Origin of the sequence: Variovorax defluvii (assembly GCF_039541515.1) — a bacterium.
Lineage (GTDB): Bacteria > Pseudomonadota > Gammaproteobacteria > Burkholderiales > Burkholderiaceae_C > Variovorax > Variovorax defluvii.
The window spans coordinates 21,079-37,726 of sequence record NZ_BAABGJ010000003.1; the positions used below are offsets into that span (position 1 = coordinate 21,079).

At 69.6% G+C, this 16,648-nt stretch carries 18 protein-coding genes; 8 read left to right on the forward strand and 10 right to left on the reverse strand.

What is annotated here, in order from left to right; all coding sequences use genetic code 11:
• The first annotated feature begins 19 nt into the window (after positions 1-19).
• Positions 20-2,764 carry a DUF4118 domain-containing protein gene (locus tag ABEA07_RS02755; RefSeq protein WP_345535732.1) on the forward strand — a complete coding sequence of 915 codons (2,745 nt, stop codon included), beginning with the start codon at positions 20-22 and terminating at the stop codon, positions 2,762-2,764.
• 7 nt (positions 2,765-2,771) lie between these two features.
• A complete protein-coding gene (gene kdpE, locus ABEA07_RS02760; RefSeq protein ID WP_345535733.1) occupies positions 2,772-3,464 on the forward strand; it encodes a two-component system response regulator KdpE in 693 nt (230 codons plus the stop codon).
• A gap of 4 nt (positions 3,465-3,468) precedes the next feature.
• Here kdpE and ABEA07_RS02765 read toward each other — a convergent pair whose 3' ends face one another.
• On the reverse strand, positions 3,469-3,741 hold the full coding sequence (locus ABEA07_RS02765; RefSeq protein WP_345535734.1) for a DUF4242 domain-containing protein: 273 nt from the start codon (positions 3,739-3,741) through the stop codon (positions 3,469-3,471).
• Between the two features lie 114 nt (positions 3,742-3,855).
• Between ABEA07_RS02765 and ABEA07_RS02770 the strand changes: the two genes are divergently transcribed.
• The 6 genes from ABEA07_RS02770 (at position 3,856) to ABEA07_RS02795 (ending at position 8,641) form a co-directional block, all read left to right on the forward strand.
• Positions 3,856-4,662: a pseudouridine synthase gene (locus ABEA07_RS02770; protein ID WP_425584067.1), complete on the forward strand. Its 807-nt coding sequence runs from the start codon at positions 3,856-3,858 to the stop codon at positions 4,660-4,662.
• 157 nt (positions 4,663-4,819) lie between these two features.
• Entirely contained in the window at positions 4,820-5,794 is a 975-nt protein-coding gene (locus tag ABEA07_RS02775) for a fasciclin domain-containing protein (protein WP_345535737.1), read from the forward strand.
• 84 nt (positions 5,795-5,878) lie between these two features.
• A complete protein-coding gene (locus ABEA07_RS02780; protein ID WP_345535739.1) occupies positions 5,879-6,538 on the forward strand; it encodes a response regulator transcription factor in 660 nt (219 codons plus the stop codon).
• 8 nt (positions 6,539-6,546) lie between these two features.
• Positions 6,547-7,929 carry a sensor histidine kinase gene (locus ABEA07_RS02785; RefSeq protein ID WP_345535740.1) on the forward strand — a complete coding sequence of 461 codons (1,383 nt, stop codon included), beginning with the start codon at positions 6,547-6,549 and terminating at the stop codon, positions 7,927-7,929.
• Positions 7,930-8,034: 105 nt separating this feature from the next.
• Positions 8,035-8,349: a hypothetical protein gene (locus tag ABEA07_RS02790; RefSeq protein WP_345535741.1), complete on the forward strand. Its 315-nt coding sequence runs from the start codon at positions 8,035-8,037 to the stop codon at positions 8,347-8,349.
• A gap of 43 nt (positions 8,350-8,392) precedes the next feature.
• Positions 8,393-8,641 (forward strand): hypothetical protein, encoded by a 249-nt coding sequence (locus tag ABEA07_RS02795; RefSeq protein ID WP_345535742.1) that lies wholly within the window; start codon positions 8,393-8,395, stop codon positions 8,639-8,641.
• Between the two features lie 234 nt (positions 8,642-8,875).
• Here ABEA07_RS02795 and ABEA07_RS02800 read toward each other — a convergent pair whose 3' ends face one another.
• From ABEA07_RS02800 to ABEA07_RS02840, 9 genes are all read right to left on the reverse strand, one after another.
• Positions 8,876-9,334, reverse strand: coding sequence for a RidA family protein (locus ABEA07_RS02800; protein WP_345535754.1), 459 nt, complete (start codon positions 9,332-9,334; stop codon positions 8,876-8,878).
• Positions 9,335-9,529: 195 nt separating this feature from the next.
• Positions 9,530-10,213 (reverse strand): TetR family transcriptional regulator C-terminal domain-containing protein, encoded by a 684-nt coding sequence (locus tag ABEA07_RS02805; RefSeq protein ID WP_345535743.1) that lies wholly within the window; start codon positions 10,211-10,213, stop codon positions 9,530-9,532.
• 34 nt (positions 10,214-10,247) lie between these two features.
• A complete protein-coding gene (locus ABEA07_RS02810; RefSeq protein ID WP_345535744.1) occupies positions 10,248-11,210 on the reverse strand; it encodes a PDR/VanB family oxidoreductase in 963 nt (320 codons plus the stop codon).
• Positions 11,211-11,226: 16 nt separating this feature from the next.
• Positions 11,227-12,240 (reverse strand): ABC transporter substrate-binding protein, encoded by a 1,014-nt coding sequence (locus tag ABEA07_RS02815; protein ID WP_345535745.1) that lies wholly within the window; start codon positions 12,238-12,240, stop codon positions 11,227-11,229.
• 37 nt (positions 12,241-12,277) lie between these two features.
• A complete protein-coding gene (locus tag ABEA07_RS02820; protein WP_345535746.1) occupies positions 12,278-13,672 on the reverse strand; it encodes an FAD-binding oxidoreductase in 1,395 nt (464 codons plus the stop codon).
• Positions 13,673-13,674: 2 nt separating this feature from the next.
• Positions 13,675-14,559 (reverse strand): ABC transporter permease, encoded by an 885-nt coding sequence (locus ABEA07_RS02825; RefSeq protein ID WP_345535747.1) that lies wholly within the window; start codon positions 14,557-14,559, stop codon positions 13,675-13,677.
• Positions 14,537-15,331, reverse strand: a complete 795-nt coding sequence (locus ABEA07_RS02830; RefSeq protein WP_345535748.1) for an ABC transporter ATP-binding protein — start codon at positions 15,329-15,331, stop codon at positions 14,537-14,539. Before ABEA07_RS02830 ends, ABEA07_RS02825 begins: the two co-directional genes overlap by 23 nt.
• A 2-nt stretch (positions 15,332-15,333) precedes the next feature.
• Positions 15,334-16,155 (reverse strand): creatininase family protein, encoded by an 822-nt coding sequence (locus ABEA07_RS02835; RefSeq protein WP_345535749.1) that lies wholly within the window; start codon positions 16,153-16,155, stop codon positions 15,334-15,336.
• 288 nt (positions 16,156-16,443) lie between these two features.
• A partial coding sequence (locus ABEA07_RS02840) for a hypothetical protein (RefSeq protein ID WP_345535750.1) occupies positions 16,444-16,648 on the reverse strand: 205 nt, incomplete at its 5' end.

The window sequence follows — 16,648 nt, forward strand, 5'->3', positions numbered from 1 at the left end:
TGCGGCGTTGGCCTCCCTCATGAACGACGCCGCCCGCCCCGATCCCGACGCGCTGCTGGCCGAGCTGCGCGCCCAGGACGAGCGCGCCCGGCGCGGCAAGCTGCGCATCTATTTCGGCGCCAGTGCAGGCGTCGGCAAGACCTGGGCCATGCTCAGCGCCGCGCAGCGCGAGCGCGCCGCCGGCCGCGACGTGGTGATCGGCGTGGTCGAGACACACGGCCGCAGCGAGACCGCCGCGCTGCTCGCCGGCCTGGAGAGCCTGCCGCTGCGTCAGCTGCCCTACCGCGGGCGCACGCTCGCCGAGTTCGACCTCGATGCCGCGCTGGCGCGCAAGCCGGCGGTGATCCTGGTGGACGAACTCGCCCATTCCAACGCGCCCGGCTCGCGCCATGCCAAGCGCTGGCAGGACGTGGAAGAGCTGCAGGCCGCCGGCATCGAGGTCTGGTCGGCGCTCAACGTGCAGCACCTGGAAAGCCTCAACGGCACCGTCGGCGCGATCACCGGCGTGCGCGTGCACGAGACCGTGCCGGACACCGTGCTCGACGAGGCCGACGAGGTGGTGCTGGTCGACGTCACGCCCGACGAGCTGACGGCGCGGCTGGCGGCCGGCAAGGTCTACCTGCCGCAGCAGGCCGAGCGCGCGGCGCAGAACTTCTTCCGCAAGGGCAACCTGATCGCGCTGCGCGAGATCGCTCTGCGCCGCACCGCCGAGCACGTGGAGGACGACGTGCGCGGCTGGCGCATCGAGCAGTCGGGCCGCGGCGGCGAGGCGGCGCCACCGGCCTGGAACACCTCGGGCGCCATCCTCGCCTGCGTCGGCCCCGATGAGGACGCGGACCAGACCGTGCGCACCGCCGCGCGGCTGGCGGGTCAGCTCAACGTGCGCTGGCATGCCGCCTACGTGGAGACGCCGCGCCTGCAGCGTCTCGAAGCGCCGCAGCGCGACCGCATCCTGGCGGTGCTGCAACTGGCCGAGAGCCTCGGCGCCGAGACCGCGGTGCTCACCGGCGAGCAGGTGGCCGAGGCGCTGGCCGAGCAGGCGCAACGGCTCAACTGCGCGACCGTGGTGATCGGCCGCGCGCAGCCGGCGGAGGGCTGGCGCCGCTGGTGGCCGCGCCGCACGCTCGGGCGCGAGCTGGCGCGCGCGGCGCCCGGGGTGGACATCGTCGAGGCGGCGCGCGTGGAGAGCTCGCGCCGGCTGTCCCGGCCGCGGCGGCGCGGCGATCCGGGCGTGGAGGACAGCGACCGGCCCCACGCCCGCTGGCCCGGCTATGCCTGGGCGGCCGCCAGCAGCGTGGCCGTCACCCTGCTGGCCACGCCGCTGGCCGGTGTGCTGGAGCTGGTCAACATCGTCATGCTGTTCCTGCTCGGCGTGGTCGGCGTGGCCATGCGCTTCGGCCGCGGCCCGGCGGCGCTGGCGGCCGTGCTCAACGTCGCGGCCTTCGACTTTTTCTTCGTGTCGCCTCGCTTCTCCTTCGCCGTGAGCGACGTGCAGTACCTGGTGACTTTCGTCGTGATGATGGGCGTCGGGCTGCTGGTGGGCCAGCTCACCGCCGGGCTGCGCTTCGCGGCGGGCGTCTCCACCAGCCGCGAGCGGCGTGCGCAGTCGCTGTTCGAGCTGACACGCGAGCTGTCGGCGGCCCTGGAGGCTTCGCAGGTGGTGCAACTGGGGGCCGCCGCGGTGCAGGGCCATTTCGGCGGTCGCGCGCTGGTGCTGGTGGCGGATGCGAGCGATCGCCTCGTGATGCCCGCCGAGGCGCCGCCCGGCTTCGATCCGAGCGTGGCCGACTGGAGTTTCCGGCAGGGACAGCCAGCCGGACTGGCGACCGCCACGCTGGCGGCCCAGCCCTGGCACTACGTGCCGCTGAAAGCGCCGATGCGCGTGCGCGGCGTGCTCGCACTGGAGCCGGCCCATCCGCGCTGGCTGCTGATCCCCGAGCAGGCGCAGCAGCTCGACACCCTGGCACGGCAGATCGCGATCGCGCTGGAGCGGGTGCACTACGTGGAGGTCGCGCAGCAGGCGCTGGTCGAGATGGAATCGGAGCGCCTGCGCAACGCGCTGCTGGGCGCGATCTCGCATGACGTGCGCACGCCGCTGACCGCGCTGATCGCGCTGGCCGAATCGCTGCAGGCGCCCGCCGGCAGCGCGCGGGCGGTCGACGCGACCGAGGTGGCGCGCGCCATCGTCGCGCAGGCCCGCCAGTTGCATGCGCTGGTCAACAACCTGCTGGACATGGCGCGGCTGGAAAGCGGCATCGCCGGCGGCAGCGTGAGCCTCAAGCGCGACTGGCAGTCGGTGGAAGAGGTGGTGGGCGCCGCCATCCGCGCGGCGCGGCCTGCGCTGGGCGGGATGGCGGTGCGCACCGAGCTGCCGGCGGCGCTGCCGCTGGTCGAGTTCGATGCGGTGTTGATCGAGCGCGTGCTGGTCAACCTGCTGGAGAACGCCGGCAAGTACGGCGCGCCGCCGGTCGTGGTCAGCGCGCGGGCCACCGAGCGCACGCTGGAGCTGGTGGTGCGCGACCACGGGCCCGGCCTGCCGGCCGCGGTGCAGGGCCGCGAGCAGACCCTGTTCGACAAGTTCACCCGTGGCCAGGCCGAATCCGCCACGCCGGGCGTGGGCCTGGGGCTGGCGATCTGCAAGGCGGTCGTGAGCGCGCACGGCGGCGAGATCCGCGCCGCCGATGCGGTGGGTGGCGGGGCAGAATTCACGGTCACGCTGCCGCGGCGCGATCCGCCCGAGCCGGCCGAGCCCATCGATCGCTGAGACAGACATGCCCGCACCCACCGCCGTCGTCATCGAGGACGAGCCCCAGATCCGCCGCTTCGTGCGCGGCGCGCTGGAGGCCGAGGGCTGGCAGGTGCACGAGGCCGGCACCCTGCGCGACGGCCTGGCCGCGGCCGGTACCCGCCAGCCGGACCTGCTGGTGCTCGACCTGGGCCTGCCCGATGGCGACGGCGTCGCGCTGATCCGCGACGTGCGCGGCTGGTCGGGCGTGCCGATCATCGTGCTCTCTGCCCGCACCGACGAGGCCGACAAGATCGCCGCCCTCGACGCCGGCGCGGACGACTACCTGACCAAGCCCTTCGGCACCGGCGAGCTGCTGGCGCGGGTGCGCGCCAACCTGCGGCGCCCGCGCGCGGCCGGCGGCAGCGAGGAGCCGGAGCCGGTGTTCCGCTTCGGCGAGGTGGAGATCGACCGCAGTGCGCGCCTGGTGCGCCGCGGCGGCGTCGAGGTGCACCTCACGCCCACCGAGTACCGGCTGCTGTCGGTGCTGGCCGCCAACGCCGGGCGCGTGCTGACGCAGCGCCAGTTGCTGCGCGAGGTGTGGGGGCCGGCGCATGCCGGGCAGAGCCACTACCTGCGCATCTACATGGGTCACCTGCGGCAGAAGCTGGAGGCCGATCCGGCCCAGCCGGTGCACCTGCTGACGGAGACGGCGGTCGGATACCGGCTGGTGCCCTGAGCCTTCATTCCGCCGTGGTCGGGCCGATGATTGCATGCACCTGCGACACGCTGTCGGCCGGGAAGCCGCCGCGTTTCGCGTGCTCGATGATCATCTCGGCACTGGGTGCGACGTAGACGCAGTAGAGCTTGTTGTCGGTCACGAAGCTCTCGACCCAGTTGATCTCCGGCCCGAGCTCGAGCAGCACGTTGCGGGACTTGATCGACAGCGCCTTGAGGTCGCGCTCCGAGAGCTTGCCGGCGCCCTCCAGCGTGCGTTCGATGACATAGCGTGGCATGGAGATCTCCTGGGGACATGGTGGCGAGGCGTCGTTTCCAGTATGGGCGTCGGCGCGTGGCTTGACCATGTGCCATCCGGCCTGTGCCGCGCGCCCGCATCTGGCGGATGGCGGATGGCGGACAATGGCGCGCCGATTCCGCTCCCTTCCATGCCCGACGCCGCCCCCGAACCGACCCGACTCAACAAGCGCATGGCCGAGCTGGGCCTGTGCTCCCGCCGCGAGGCCGACGAATGGATCGCGCAGGGCTGGGTCAAGGTCAACGGGCGCGTCGCCGAGATGGGCCTGAAGGTCGGGCCCGCCGACCACATCGAGGTCGAGCGCCGCGCGCAGGAGCGCCAGCAGCAACGGGTGACCATCCTCCTGCACAAGCCCGTCGGCTACGTGAGCGGCCAGGCCGAGGACGGGCACGAGCCGGCGGTGGTGCTGGTCCATGCCCGCAGCCATTGGCGCGGGGACCCGAGCCGCCAGCGCTTCGCGCCCCAGCAACTGCGCGGCCTGGCGCCGGCCGGGCGGCTGGACATCGATTCGGTGGGCCTGCTGGTGCTCACCCAGGACGGCCGCGTCGCGCGCCAGCTCATCGGCGAGGACTCCGAGGTCGAGAAGGAGTACCTGGTGCGCGTGAGCTACGGCGACCTTGCGCAGAACCCGCAGGCCGCCTTCCCGCGCGAGCAGCTGCAGCGCCTGCGCCATGGCCTCAGCCTGGACGGGCAGGCGCTCAAGCCGGCCCGGGTCGACTGGCAGAACCCCGAGCAGCTGCGCTTCGTGCTGACCGAGGGCAAGAAGCGGCAGATCCGGCGCATGTGCGAGATGGTCGGGCTCAAGGTGGTGGGACTGAAGCGCATCCGCATCGGGCGCGTGATGCTGGGAAAGCTCCCCTTGGGGCAGTGGCGGTACCTCGGGGACGCCGAGCGCTTCTGAGCGCCCCTTGCAGTGGGGGCGCTTTCGCGGTGCCTCGCTTTGCCGACAGTTACGTATTGCCGTGATCCCGCTCGGAGGGTCGCTGCGTAGGAGCTGTCGTGACGTGCACGCGTCGCGCCTTCGTTCCTCCCCTGAACTTTTTTAATGGAGTCTTGCCATGGCCAACACTCTGAGCCGTCGCGCGCTGGTTCTGTCGGTCGCCGCATTGGGCGGCACGTCCTTGCTGTCCGGGTGCGGCGGTGGTGGTGGCGGTGGTGGCTTCGTGGCGGGCGGCGGCATCGAAAGCCGCCGGAGCCTGGCCGACCTCGCGGCCTCCAAGCCCGAACTGAGCCTCTTCGTCGAGGCGCTCAACGCTGCAGGGCTGACGGACACGCTGACGGGCTCCGGCCCCTACACGGTCTTCGCACCGAACAATGCCGCCTTCACCGCATTGCTCGGCGAACTGGCCGTGAGCAAGGATGCCTTGTTCGCGGACAAGGCAACGCTCACGGCCGTCCTCAAGTACCACGTACTGAACAAGCTGGTGCTGCGCGCCGACATCCCCTCGGGCAAGGCCATCGAGCCCATCGGCGGCGGCTTCTTCAAGATCGACAGGGCGGGCGATGCCTACAACGTCACCGATGGCCGCAACCGCGTGAGCCGCATCGTCGCCACCGACTCCGTGGCGCTCAACGGCGTGCTGCACGTGGTCGACCGCGTCTTGCTGCCGGCCAACAAGGACATCGTGCAGACGGCGCAGGCCACGCCGAGTCTCAGCATCCTCGTGGCTGCGGTGGCGGCGGCGGGCCTGGTCGACACGCTCAAGGGCCGAGGCCCGTTCACCGTTTTCGCGCCGACCAATGACGCCTTCGCAGCGCTGCTCGTGGAACTCGGCGTGACGCAGGACGCTTTGCTGGCCGACCAGGCGCTTCTGACGAAGGTGCTGACCTACCACGTCCTGCCGGCCCGGGTCCTGAAGGCCGACATTCCCTTCGACACACCCATCACCACGGTGCAGGGTTCGACCTTCCGGATCAACGGCAGCTTCCAGATCACCGACCAGCGCGGGCGCCTGTCCGGGATCGCCGCCGCGGACGTGTTGGCGAGCAACGGCGTGGTTCACGTCGTCGACAGGGTGCTGTTGCCCGCCTGAAGCGGTCCCTGCGTGGTATTCCACCCTCATGACACGCTAAGAATCCACGTGTAGCCTTCCTTGCTTTTGCGACAAGGAGGCGCCGTGCGCACGCTGCTGGTGGAAGACGACGAGATGATCGGGAGCAGCCTGCGGGACGCGCTCGAGGGCGCCGGCTGGTCGGTCGACTGGGTGCGCGACGGCGCGCTGGCCCACAGCGCCTTCGCCGACGGCGGCTACACCTGCGTGCTGCTCGACCTCGGCCTGCCCCGGCAGGACGGCACCGAGGTGCTGCGCCGGGCCCGCGAACGGGGAGACACCACGCCTGTGCTGGTGCTCACCGCGCGCGACGGCCTGGAAGACCGCATCCAGGGCCTGGACCTCGGCGCCGACGACTACCTGCTCAAGCCCTTCGAGTTCCGCGAGCTGCTGGCGCGCATGCGCGCGGTGATCCGCCGACGCGACGGCGCCGCCCATTCGGTGATCGGCGGCGCCGGCCTGCAACTGGACCTGACCACGCGCGAGGTGCTGCGCAACGGCGGACGCGAGGCGCTCACCGCGCGCGAGTTCGCACTGCTGCACGCGCTGCTGGAACGGCCCGGCGCCATCCTCTCGCGCGAGCAGATCGAGAACCGCATCTACGGTTGGGGCGAGGAGGTCACCAGCAACGCGGTGGACGTGCTGATCCACGGCATGCGGCGCAAGCTCGGGCCCGATGCGATACGCAATGTGCGGGGGCTCGGATGGCGAGTCGCGGCGGCATGAGACATCCTGTGGAAGCCTCGAAACACATCGCGGAACACCCCTGGTACCGGCCCTGCTCGCTGCGGGGCAAGCTGCTGCTGTGGCTGGTGTCGCTGCACCTGATCGCTGCCGGCGTCGCGGCCTGGGCCTCGTACATGAGCTACGGTCGCATGGTCCACACCTTCATGGAAGATCAGATGCAGCTGCTGGCGCACTCCTACGCCGGCAACGACGGCACGCCGGCGCTGCAGCCGGTGGCCGACGACGCCGTCTACAAGTGGGGCACCTTCATCGTTCAGATCTTCGGCCCTGAAGGCCGCCTTCTTGCCAGCTCCTGGCCGACGCTGACGGCGCCGCTGCAGGAGCGCCCCGGGTTGCACACCGTGCGCACCGAAGCAGGCCGCGACGAGCACTGGCGCATCTACACCGCCGCGGCCGGCACCCGCCCCGGAGCGCTGCGCGTGCAGATCGCGCAGAGCGGCAGCTTCCTGCGCCACGAGGTCGCGCACCGCGCGTTGTTCGCGGCGCTGCCGATCGCGCTCCTGCTGCCGGTCTCGCTGGCGGTGCTGTGGCTGGTGGTGTGGCTGAATTCCTATTCGCTGCACGCGGTCGCGCGCGAGGTGGCGGCGCAGGACGAGCGCAGCTTGTCGGAGTTGTCGCTGGCGCGGGTGCCGGACGAGATCGCCCCGCTGGTCGGCGCCTTCAACAGCCTGCTGGCCCGCCTGCGCGATGCCTTTGCGGCGCAGCGGCGCTTCGTCCAGGACGCGGCGCACGAGCTGCGCACCCCCGTGGCCGCCATCGGCCTGCAACTGGAAAACCTGCGCGCCCACGTGCCCTCGGGCGATGCCGCCGAGCGCTTCGCGCAGCTGGAAGCCGGCGTCACCCGGGCCCAGCACCTGATCGAGCAGCTGCTGCGCCTGTCGCGCCAGGAAAGCGCCCTCCCGGCGGCCGGCGCCGAGCCGGTGGACGTGGCCGCACTGCTGCGCGAGAGCCTGGGCCAGTTGATGGTGGTGGCCGACCGGCGCCGCATCGACGTGGGTTTCGACGGCAGCGTGGCGCCGATCGTGAGCGCGCCCGCGGCCGAACTGCGCAGCGTCTTCGACAACCTGATCGACAACGCCCTGCGGCATGTGCCCGAGGGCGGCGTGGTGGACGTGCGCCTGCACGAGGTGCAGGGCCAGCCGGTGGTCGACGTGGTGGACAACGGGCCCGGCATCCCGCCGGAGTTCATCGGCCGGGTCTTCGACCGCTTCTTCCGCGTGCCCGGCACCTCGGCGGGGGGCAGCGGCCTGGGCCTGGCCATCGCCCGGACCGCGGCGTTGCGGCACGGCCTGCGCATCGCGCTTCGCAACCGCAGCGAGGAAGGGGCGGGCCGCACCGGCCTGGTCGCGCGAGTCTACCTTCCGGTGTAGGTGCCATGTAGTAAGTGCGTATTACTTCTCCAAAAGTGATATGTAAGAAGAAAATCTAAATGCAGGGCCTTGTAACCTTATGTTTACATAGGCACAATGTATTACATGCGAGTTCAAGCCGACACCCAAACCCAAACCCAGTGGTCCTCCAAGGGCCTTCTTCGGTTGCTGCGTGCGACCCTGCCGCCCGCGGGCAAGGCGCCGGCCTCTGCCGCTTTCGATGCGCCGCCGCAGCGTCTCACGAGCGTGCAGTTGAACGAGTTGGCGCAGAAGTGGCGCCGCCGCTCGGCCGAGGGCGACCAGGGCGCCGATTCGGTCGCGATGGCCCTGGAGCTGCTGGCGGAGCGCCGGGCGACGGAGCGGCCCTCGCGCATGCAGGCCGTCGGCCGCCGCCTGTCGGAATTCATGCAGCTGAGCTGAGAAGCTGTGACCGGTGAACGTCGAACCGGGCGCACGAAGAATCATGAAGACCCAAATCGAAGCAATCCGTGAAGGCTACGCCATCGATCTGTCGGGGCCGGGCCGGCCCATGGGGGCCAAGGGCCGGTACCCCAGGTACGAGGTGATCCCTCTGCTCACCGACATGGAAGCGGAGCTGCTCAACACCCTGGGCCTGATCCGCACCCTGCTGACCGAGGGCACGCCCACGTCCGAGGCGCGAGAGGGCGTGGTGCACGCGATCGACGGCTTGTTGTCCGTCGCACGCGCTTAGTCAGCGTCCCCCGGGCCCCTCGGGCCTGACCCGGTCATGACGGCGCGGCACACGCGCGTCGGCCTCTCGTTCCCGGCTGCGCGCGCCGACGAAGCGGCGCTGCTGGTGTGAAAAGGGGCCCGGCCGCGCTGCGAAGCCGACGCCCGCAGCCAAAGCTTTCCCGGTGGTGTGCAGCGGCCGGCGACGTGGGTCCGCGGCGCCTGCAAGACGAGGCGCACCATTGAAAGCGACGCCTCAGCGCTGAGGCAGATACATCGTCGCCTCCACCTCCACGAGGACTTCGTCGCCCGGCAGGAAACCCGAGACCTCGAGCACCGTGCTGACCGGCGGCTCGCCCGGGTAGAACAGGCCGCGCACGCGGTTGTAGGGGGCGTAGTCGGGCAGGCGGCGAAAATACTGGACCAGCTTGACCACATCGCCCATGGTGCCGCCGTGCTCGGTCGCGAGCTGCCGGATGCGCTCCAGCACGAACCAGCTCTGAGCCACCACCGGCGCCTCGAAGATGTCCACCGACATCTGGCCGGTGGCGTAGCGCAGACCGCGCAGGGCCGCGCGGGCCTCCTCGGGAATCTGCTCGTAGCCCATGACAGCGCGGCGCGTGGCGGGGTCGACGGCGACCACGCCGCTCATGAAGACGAAATCACCCACGCGCTTGGCGGCCGCGTAGTTGGCCATCGGTTTGCCCATGCTCATTCGGTTTTTCTCCAGTTCGCGGCCCGCGCGGATGACGGTGCGGCGACGGCCGCGCGGGTCCAGCAGTTCGTATTCGTCACGCGCGGCCAGCAGCACCAGGTCGGCCGGGCAGCCGGGCGATGCGCAGGTCGAACACATCCGCGTCGCCCGCGGCGAAGCCACGCAGGCGCGGCGGGATGCACAGGGCTTCGAGCTTCATGCGCGCACCCCGGCCCCCTTCAGCAGGAACTCCGTGACCTGCTCGGTGAGATACCGCCGGTCCTTCTCGTCGCTGGCCGGCATGTCGCGGAAATAGGCCACCTGGGCCGCATGGTCCGCGTAGAACTGAGTGACGGCCCAGAGATGGAAGAGAAAGAGCATCGGGTCCACCGGGTCCATCAGCCCGCGCTGGATCCAGTTCTGGATGACGGCGACGGCCTGGTTGGTGCGCTGCTTGCTCGTGCCCATCATCTCCTTGATCACCGGCGCGCCCCGCATCATCTCGGCCGCGAAGATCCGCGAGCGCAACGGATGGTCGAAGGAGAACAGCATCTTGCGCTGGATCAGGTCCGTGAGTACCTTGCGCGGCCCGAAGGCCTCGTCGCTGAAGCCGAACACGCCGATCCAGTCGTTGATGATGTCCTGCAGCACCTGCCGATAGAGCGCCTCCTTGCTCTCGATGTAGTAGTGGAGCTGCGCCTTCGAGAGCCCCGCCTTGTCGGCGATGGCCTGGGTGGAGGCGCCGGCCAGGCCGTCGGCGGAGAAGACCTCGACCGCCGCCTGGTAAATCACCCCCAGGACCTGCGTGTACTTGCGCGCGCGCCCACGCGTGGCGGGTGCGTCGGACTCCTCGGCCGTCGCCGTGGCGGCGGAATCATGGGTGGTGCTTCGTCGCGTCATCGGACCTGCATGGTGCCAGAGTGATATTCCGTGCTCAAAGGTCCAACACAAGTTCTTCTCCCTTGGCACGCGAGCAGCACAGCGCCACCTTCGCGGCGCGCTCGCTGCCGCTCAGGCAGAAGTCGCGATGCTCGGCGCCGGCACCCTCCGCGTCCACCACGCAGGTGCCGCACAGGCCCTGCTCGCAGGACACGGGAATGTCGATGCCGAAGGCATGCAGTGCATCCACTGCCGTCTGATCGGCTGTCACCGGTACGCGGATGCCGCGCCGTGCGAGCCGCAGCGTGAAGGGCCGGCCGCCGGCCACCGCCGCGCCGGCCGGCGCGGCGAAGTACTCGGCATGCAGCGCCTCTTCGGGCCAGTGGGCTGCTGCCTTGCGCACGGCCGCCATGAAGCCGCCGGGCCCGCAGACGTAGACGTGGGTGCCGGGCAGGCGCTCGGCCAGCAACCGCCGAAGGTCGATCTTCCGCCCGGTCTCGCCGATGTCGAAGTGCAGTCGCACGTGGGGCGCCAGCAGGGGAGCACGCAGTGTCTGGGCGAAGGCCAGGTGCTCCTCGCCGCGCACGAAGACGCAGAGTTCGAAGTCGGCGCCCTCGCGCGCCAGCGCCTCTGCCATCGCGAGCAGCGGGGTCATGCCGATGCCGCCGGCCAGCAGCAGGTGGCGGCGAGCCTCCGGGCGGATCGGAAAGGTGTTGCGAGGGGCGCTTATCGCGATGAGGTCGCCCTCGCGCACCCGCGCATGCATCGACGCCGAGCCGCCGCGGCTCGCCGCCTCGCGCTTGACGCCGATCAGGTAGGCCGACGGCGCCGCCTCGCCGTGCGCGCGGGCCAGCGAATACTGGCGCGAAAAGCCGCCGGGCATGTGCACGTCTATGTGGGCGCCGGCCTGGTAGGCGGGCAGGGCGCGGCCGGCCGGATGGGCCAGCTCGAAGGACAGGATCTCCGGCGTCTGGCGCGCGATGCGCGCCACCCGCACGGTAAGAGTGCGCTCGGCCATGGTGTTGCTCAGGGTGCTACTTGGCAGCCGCCTTGCGCAGCTCCAGGCCCGTGCCCCTGTTGACGAACTGCGTCGTGTACGCATCGGCGTAGTTGAAATCGCCGTCCTTGTACAGGCCGGCCGCAACGGCCTTGCTGTGGAAGTCCTTCATGCGCGCATCGCTGATCGCGCCGATACCCAGGGTCACCGCATCGCCGACGTCGATGTGGTCGCGCAGAATCGGGAGCGACTTCTCGATGTAGTCCTCGCTGATGTCCGGATTCATCTTCCTGATCAGCGCGTCGGCCGCCTTGCGGTCGCCGTAGAGGTAGTTGTAGTGGCCGATGCTGGAGGCCTCGACGAAGCGGCGCACCAGGTCCGGCTTGGTCTTCACCAGGTCCTGACGCGTCTCGATCACCATGCCGTAGGTCGACCAGCCCGCGTCGGCCAGCGACAGCACGACGGGCTTGAAGCCGGCCTGCTTCTCCACCGCCAGCGGCTCCGAGGTCGCGTATGCCTGCTGCACCGACTGCTTGTCGGCCAGGAACTGCGACAGGCTGTAGTTGTAGGGCCGCACCTGCTCGTCGCGCATGCCGTAGGCCTTCTTCATCCACTGCCAGTAGCTGATCTGGCCGTCCTTGGACAGCAGCACGGTCTTGGCCTTGGTGAGGTCGGCGAACTTCTCGATGCCCTGGCCCGGGTGGGCGATGATGGCCTGCGGGTCCTTCTGGAAGTAGGCCGCGACCACCACCGTCGGCACCTTCTGCTTGATGTTGTCGAAGGCCATCAGCATGTTGCCGGTCATCAGAAAGTCCACCTTGCCCGCCGGCAGCATGGGGCGGTTGTTGACTTGCGGGCCGCCCTGCTGGATGTCCACCTCGAGGCCGAACTTCTTGTAGGTGCCGTCGGCGAGGGCTTGGTAGAAGCCGCCGTGGCCGGGTTGCGCGCGCCAGTTGGTGGCGAGAACCACCTTGTCCTGCGCGATGGCCGCGATCGCGCTGCCGGCGAGTACGGCGGCCAGCAGGGGTCGGGCGATGAAGGAGGCTTGCATGGTCGGTTCCTTTCGTGGGGTGTCTAGGAGGAGGAAGTCAGGCTTCGCGCGCCATGTCGGGCGTCCAGCCGCGGGTCTTGCCGGGGTTCATCAGGCCCATCGGATCGCTCTTCTTCTTGAACTCGATCTGCTGCGTGTCGATCGTCTTCATGCCGCCATCCTCGATGGTCACCACGTGCGGGTTGAAGACCACGCAACCGCCCTCGGACTCGATCTCGCGTATCACCTCGTACTGGTGGGCCTCTCCCTTCCAGCGCACCAGCAGGATGGCGAAGGTGCCGTACTCGCCGCCGGCGCGGGCGAACTCGTGGTGCTGCAGCACGTCGTCGCCGAAGACGGCGATGTGGCGATCGACCACCGCGGGGTCGAAGGGCTGCGCATAGGCGACCTGCAGGTAGGTCCAGGTGCGGTCGACCTTCAGCGCCTGCAGGGTGGTGTGGTTGTAGGCGCATTCATAGGCCGGCGGCAGGCCCATTGCCCGCAGCTCGGCCTCGGTGCCGGCCAGCGAGATGCGGCCGCCGTGCGCAGCGGCGAGCGCGTGCAGCGCCGGCATCGAGCCGGGTGCGGCCATCATGAACATCGCGTGCCGGTCCGGCGGGAAGTGGCTGCCCAGGCTCGCGTAGTAGGGCGAGAAGCGCGCGTCCACGGCGGACAGGAGGAACAGGTCGATTTCCGGCGTGCTGGCCGCCACGCCGAAGTCCATGACCTGCCGGTAGTCCGGGAACAGCGCGATGCAATGCACCCAGTCGACGGCCGGGCTCAGCGCCACTTCCACGTCGAGGATGATGCCGTTGGTCCCGTAGGCATGGTGCACTTGCTGGATCTCGTCACCGACGAGTTCGATCACGCGCGGCTCGCGCTCCACCGTCATCACCCGCGCGCGCAGCAGGTTGCCTGGATCGCGCAGGATGCCGTGGCGGATCGAGCCGATGCCGCCGAAGCCCCCCGCGATGAAGCCGCCGATGGTCGCCACGTGCCAGGTGGACGGCCACATGCGCAGCGCCTGGCCGGTCTCGGCCACTGCCGCCTCGATGTCGTGCATCCGTGCGCCGGCCTGCACCCGCACGCGGCCCGGGCAGATCTCGAGCACGCGGCACATCGGCGTGACATCGAGCACCAGCCCACCCGAGAGCGGCACGCATTGGCCGTAGTTGCCGGTGCCGCCGGCGCGCACGGTGAGCGGCAGCTTGCGCTTCGCGGCCACGGCAGCGGCCTGCCGCACGTCCTCCTCGGTGCTCACCTTGACCACCAGGTCGGCGACGCAGCCGGCGAGCTGCCCGGTCAGGATCGGGCTGTACCAGTAGAAATCCTTGGACAGCTGCTTTCGCTGGTTGGACGAGGCGATCACGTTCAGGCCCTGCAGATCGCGCCACACGGCGTCCCAGTCGACGGCGCGGGCGACGGCGCCCTCGGCAACGGTCGTGGCATCCATGGCTAGCGCTCGCCCCGCATCTCGCTCTCGTGCCAGTGGCCGAGCACCATGCGCGAGATCGCCGCGAAGACGATGAAGATGGCGATGCCGAGCAGCGACACCAGGAACAGCGCCGCGAACATCATCGGGATATCGGTGCGGAAGCTCGACTCCAGGATGCGCGAGGCCAACCCCGTCTCGCGCCCGGCCGTGCCGGCGGTGAACTCGGCCACCACCGCGCCGATCAAGCTCAGGCCGCCGGCGATCTTGAGGCCGGCCATGAAGTACGGCAGCGCACTGGGCACCAGCAGGTAGCGGAACAGCTGCCAGGGCGAGGCCTTGTAGAGCTGGAACAGGTCGCGCAGGTTGCGGTCGGCGCTCTTCAGGCCGATCACGGTGTTCGACAGGATCGGGAAGAAGGCCACGATCCACGCACACAGCAGCAGTGCGGCGGTGGTGCTGGAGACGTAGATCAGGATCAGCGGCGCGATCGCGACGATGGGCGTGACCTGCAGGATCACCGCGATCGGGAACAGGCCGATCTCCACCCATTTGAAGAGAGCGAAGCAGATCGCCAGCAGCACGCCGCCGACGATGGCCGCGGCCAGCGCCAGCAACGTCAGCTTGACGGTGAACCACAGCGCCTCCGAGAGCGTGCCCCAGTTGTCGATAAGCGTCGTGAAGATCAGCGAAGGCGCAGGGATGATGTAGTGCGGCACGTCGTTGACGCGCACCAGAAGCTCCCACAGCAGCAGCAGCGCCGCCACCAGCGCGGCAGGGATGGCGATGCGCAGCAGCGATTCGCGCCGGCGCAAACGGTCCTCGTGCCTCTGCAGGTCGGCGGCGGAAGGCGCGGCGGTCTGCAACTCGGCCAAGGCGGGATTCTTAGTGATCGATGTCGACGCCATGGAGCGCTCCGTGCAAGGATTGCGACACCGCCGCGCAGTGGGCGTTGTAGCGGGTGGAGGTGCGGTAGGCATCACCGCGCGGGTAGGGCTCGTCGATGCGGATCTCTTCGATCACGCGACCGGGGCGCGGCGCCATCACCACGATGCGGTTGGACAGGTAGACCGACTCGTAGACGCTGTGCGTGACGAAGATGATCGAGAAGCGGTGCTCGCGCCAGATCGAGAGCAGGTCGTTGTTGAGCTTGATGCGCGTCATTTCGTCCAGCGCGGCGAAGGGCTCGTCCATCAGCAGCAGGCGCGGGCGCGTGACCAAGGCGCGCGCGATCGAGACCCGCATCTTCATGCCGCCGGAGAGTTCGCGCGGATAGACCTCTGCGAAACGCGATAGGCCCACCATCTCCAGCGCATCTTTCACCACCGGCGCCGCGGCCTCGCGCGAGACCCCGGAGAGCTTGAGCGGCAGCCAGACGTTGTCGAAGACACGGGCCCAGGGCATGAGCGTGGGTTCCTGAAACACGAAGCCGAGCTCGCGGTCGCGCTCGGCGCCGCGCGAGGCCGCACCCGACCATGCCAGCTCGCCCGAGCTGGGGCGCGTGAGGCCGGCGATCAGCCGTAGCGCGGTGCTCTTGCCGCAGCCCGAAGGGCCGAGGAAGCTGATGAAGTCGTGCTCGCCGCAATCAAGGCTCATGCCCTGCAGGGCCAGCGTGCCGTTGGCGAAGCGCTTGCTGACGTTGTTCAGGCGGACCAGCGCCGACGCGTCGTGGTGCTGCATGTTCATTGCCATGCAGGTTGATTGGCAAGACGCTCCAGGGGGAAGCGGTCCACTTCCTGCAGGAGTTCGGAGAATCGGCGGCCGACGTGCTCGAGCACGGCCGCGCCCTTCGCGGCCGAGGCCAGGGTGGCATCGCCGGCCGCGCCCTGCGGATTGATGTCGTGCATCTGCCAGCCGAGCTTGCCGCTGGGCGTGATGGAGAGGAAGCGGTTCTCCTGCGCCAGCGCCTCGGTCATCGAGCGGAAGCGGCGGAACTCCGCGGGCCGCACGTCGTCGGGCGTCAGATGCAGCATGACCGAGCTCTCCAGGTCGCCGGCATGCACCCCGTGCCGCCCCTCGTGCGCGTTGAAGAGGCCCTCGGGCAGACCCAGCGTGTACCAGTTGGCCGCCACCACCATCATCCCGTGGCGCTCGCGCAGGTCGCGCGCCACGATGTCCATCACCGCCATCTGTCCGCCGTGGCTGTTGAAAAGCACCAGCTTGCGAACGCCCGCCTTCGCCACGCAGTCGCCGATTTCCATCCACATCGCGATCAGCGTCGAAGCCGAGACCGTGAGCGTGCCCGGATAGCGCGAATGCTCGTTGCTCTTGCCGTAGGCCACCGTGGGCAGGAACAGCACAGGCAACTCGTCCGGCAGGTGCGGCAGCGTGGCGCGCACCATGCCGTCGATGGTGGCGGTATCGGTGGACATCGGCAGGTGCGGGCCATGCTGTTCGGTGGCGCCGACCGGCAGCACCGCGATGAGACGCGACCGGTCGAGCCGCGAGAAGGCTTCGCTTGTCCAGTCGGACCAGTAACGGCTGCGGGGTTGTGCGGCGTTCATGAGATCGGCCTCGCCAAAAATTGCTGTACCTAAATTATCCGTTCGGACAAAAAAGAGTCGATATGGTTTTCCCTGAATTAGAGGATGCTTGATACAAACTGTGATCGATCGGTTTGTTTTGTGTTCATCGCGCTTTCGGTGCGGATTGCCATCCGTGCCTTGGGCAGCCTGAGGGCAAAGGCGCTGGGCCTTGCAGCACCTTGGGCGGCGCCGGCGAAGGCGCGCAGCGTCGCCGCATGCGGGGCGGCGTGGCGACCGGACCGTGCGGCCGGTCCCGATGGACCCGGCTCAGCGTTCCTTCTGCACCGGGAAGTCCACGCTGACGGTATCGCGCACGCGCACCTCGGTGCGTTGCGAGGCGGCGCCGGCGCTGCTCCATGGCAGGGGCAGGTTGTCCTGGATCAGTTCGAGCTCGTGCGGCCCGGCGGCCACCTGCGCGAAGCTGTAGAAGCCTTGCGCGTCGGTGCGCGCGACATAGCGGCGGTCCAGCACC

What these genes read in the sequence shown, in the direction of transcription:
- ABEA07_RS02755 (WP_345535732.1), top strand. Translation starts at nt 20, where the DNA reads ATGAACGACGCCGCCCGCCCCGATCCCGACGCGCTGCTGGCCGAGCTG.
- kdpE (WP_345535733.1), top strand. Translation starts at nt 2,772, where the DNA reads ATGCCCGCACCCACCGCCGTCGTCATCGAGGACGAGCCCCAGATCCGC.
- ABEA07_RS02765 (WP_345535734.1), bottom strand. Translation starts at nt 3,741, where the DNA reads ATGCCACGCTATGTCATCGAACGCACGCTGGAGGGCGCCGGCAAGCTC.
- ABEA07_RS02770 (WP_425584067.1), top strand. Translation starts at nt 3,856, where the DNA reads ATGGCGGACAATGGCGCGCCGATTCCGCTCCCTTCCATGCCCGACGCC.
- ABEA07_RS02775 (WP_345535737.1), top strand. Translation starts at nt 4,820, where the DNA reads ATGGCCAACACTCTGAGCCGTCGCGCGCTGGTTCTGTCGGTCGCCGCA.
- ABEA07_RS02790 (WP_345535741.1), top strand. Translation starts at nt 8,035, where the DNA reads ATGCGAGTTCAAGCCGACACCCAAACCCAAACCCAGTGGTCCTCCAAG.
- ABEA07_RS02795 (WP_345535742.1), top strand. Translation starts at nt 8,393, where the DNA reads ATGAAGACCCAAATCGAAGCAATCCGTGAAGGCTACGCCATCGATCTG.
- ABEA07_RS02800 (WP_345535754.1), bottom strand. Translation starts at nt 9,334, where the DNA reads ATGAGCATGGGCAAACCGATGGCCAACTACGCGGCCGCCAAGCGCGTG.
- ABEA07_RS02805 (WP_345535743.1), bottom strand. Translation starts at nt 10,213, where the DNA reads ATGACGCGACGAAGCACCACCCATGATTCCGCCGCCACGGCGACGGCC.
- ABEA07_RS02810 (WP_345535744.1), bottom strand. Translation starts at nt 11,210, where the DNA reads ATGGCCGAGCGCACTCTTACCGTGCGGGTGGCGCGCATCGCGCGCCAG.
- ABEA07_RS02815 (WP_345535745.1), bottom strand. Translation starts at nt 12,240, where the DNA reads ATGCAAGCCTCCTTCATCGCCCGACCCCTGCTGGCCGCCGTACTCGCC.
- ABEA07_RS02820 (WP_345535746.1), bottom strand. Translation starts at nt 13,672, where the DNA reads ATGGATGCCACGACCGTTGCCGAGGGCGCCGTCGCCCGCGCCGTCGAC.
- ABEA07_RS02825 (WP_345535747.1), bottom strand. Translation starts at nt 14,559, where the DNA reads ATGGCGTCGACATCGATCACTAAGAATCCCGCCTTGGCCGAGTTGCAG.
- ABEA07_RS02830 (WP_345535748.1), bottom strand. Translation starts at nt 15,331, where the DNA reads ATGCAGCACCACGACGCGTCGGCGCTGGTCCGCCTGAACAACGTCAGC.
- ABEA07_RS02835 (WP_345535749.1), bottom strand. Translation starts at nt 16,155, where the DNA reads ATGAACGCCGCACAACCCCGCAGCCGTTACTGGTCCGACTGGACAAGC.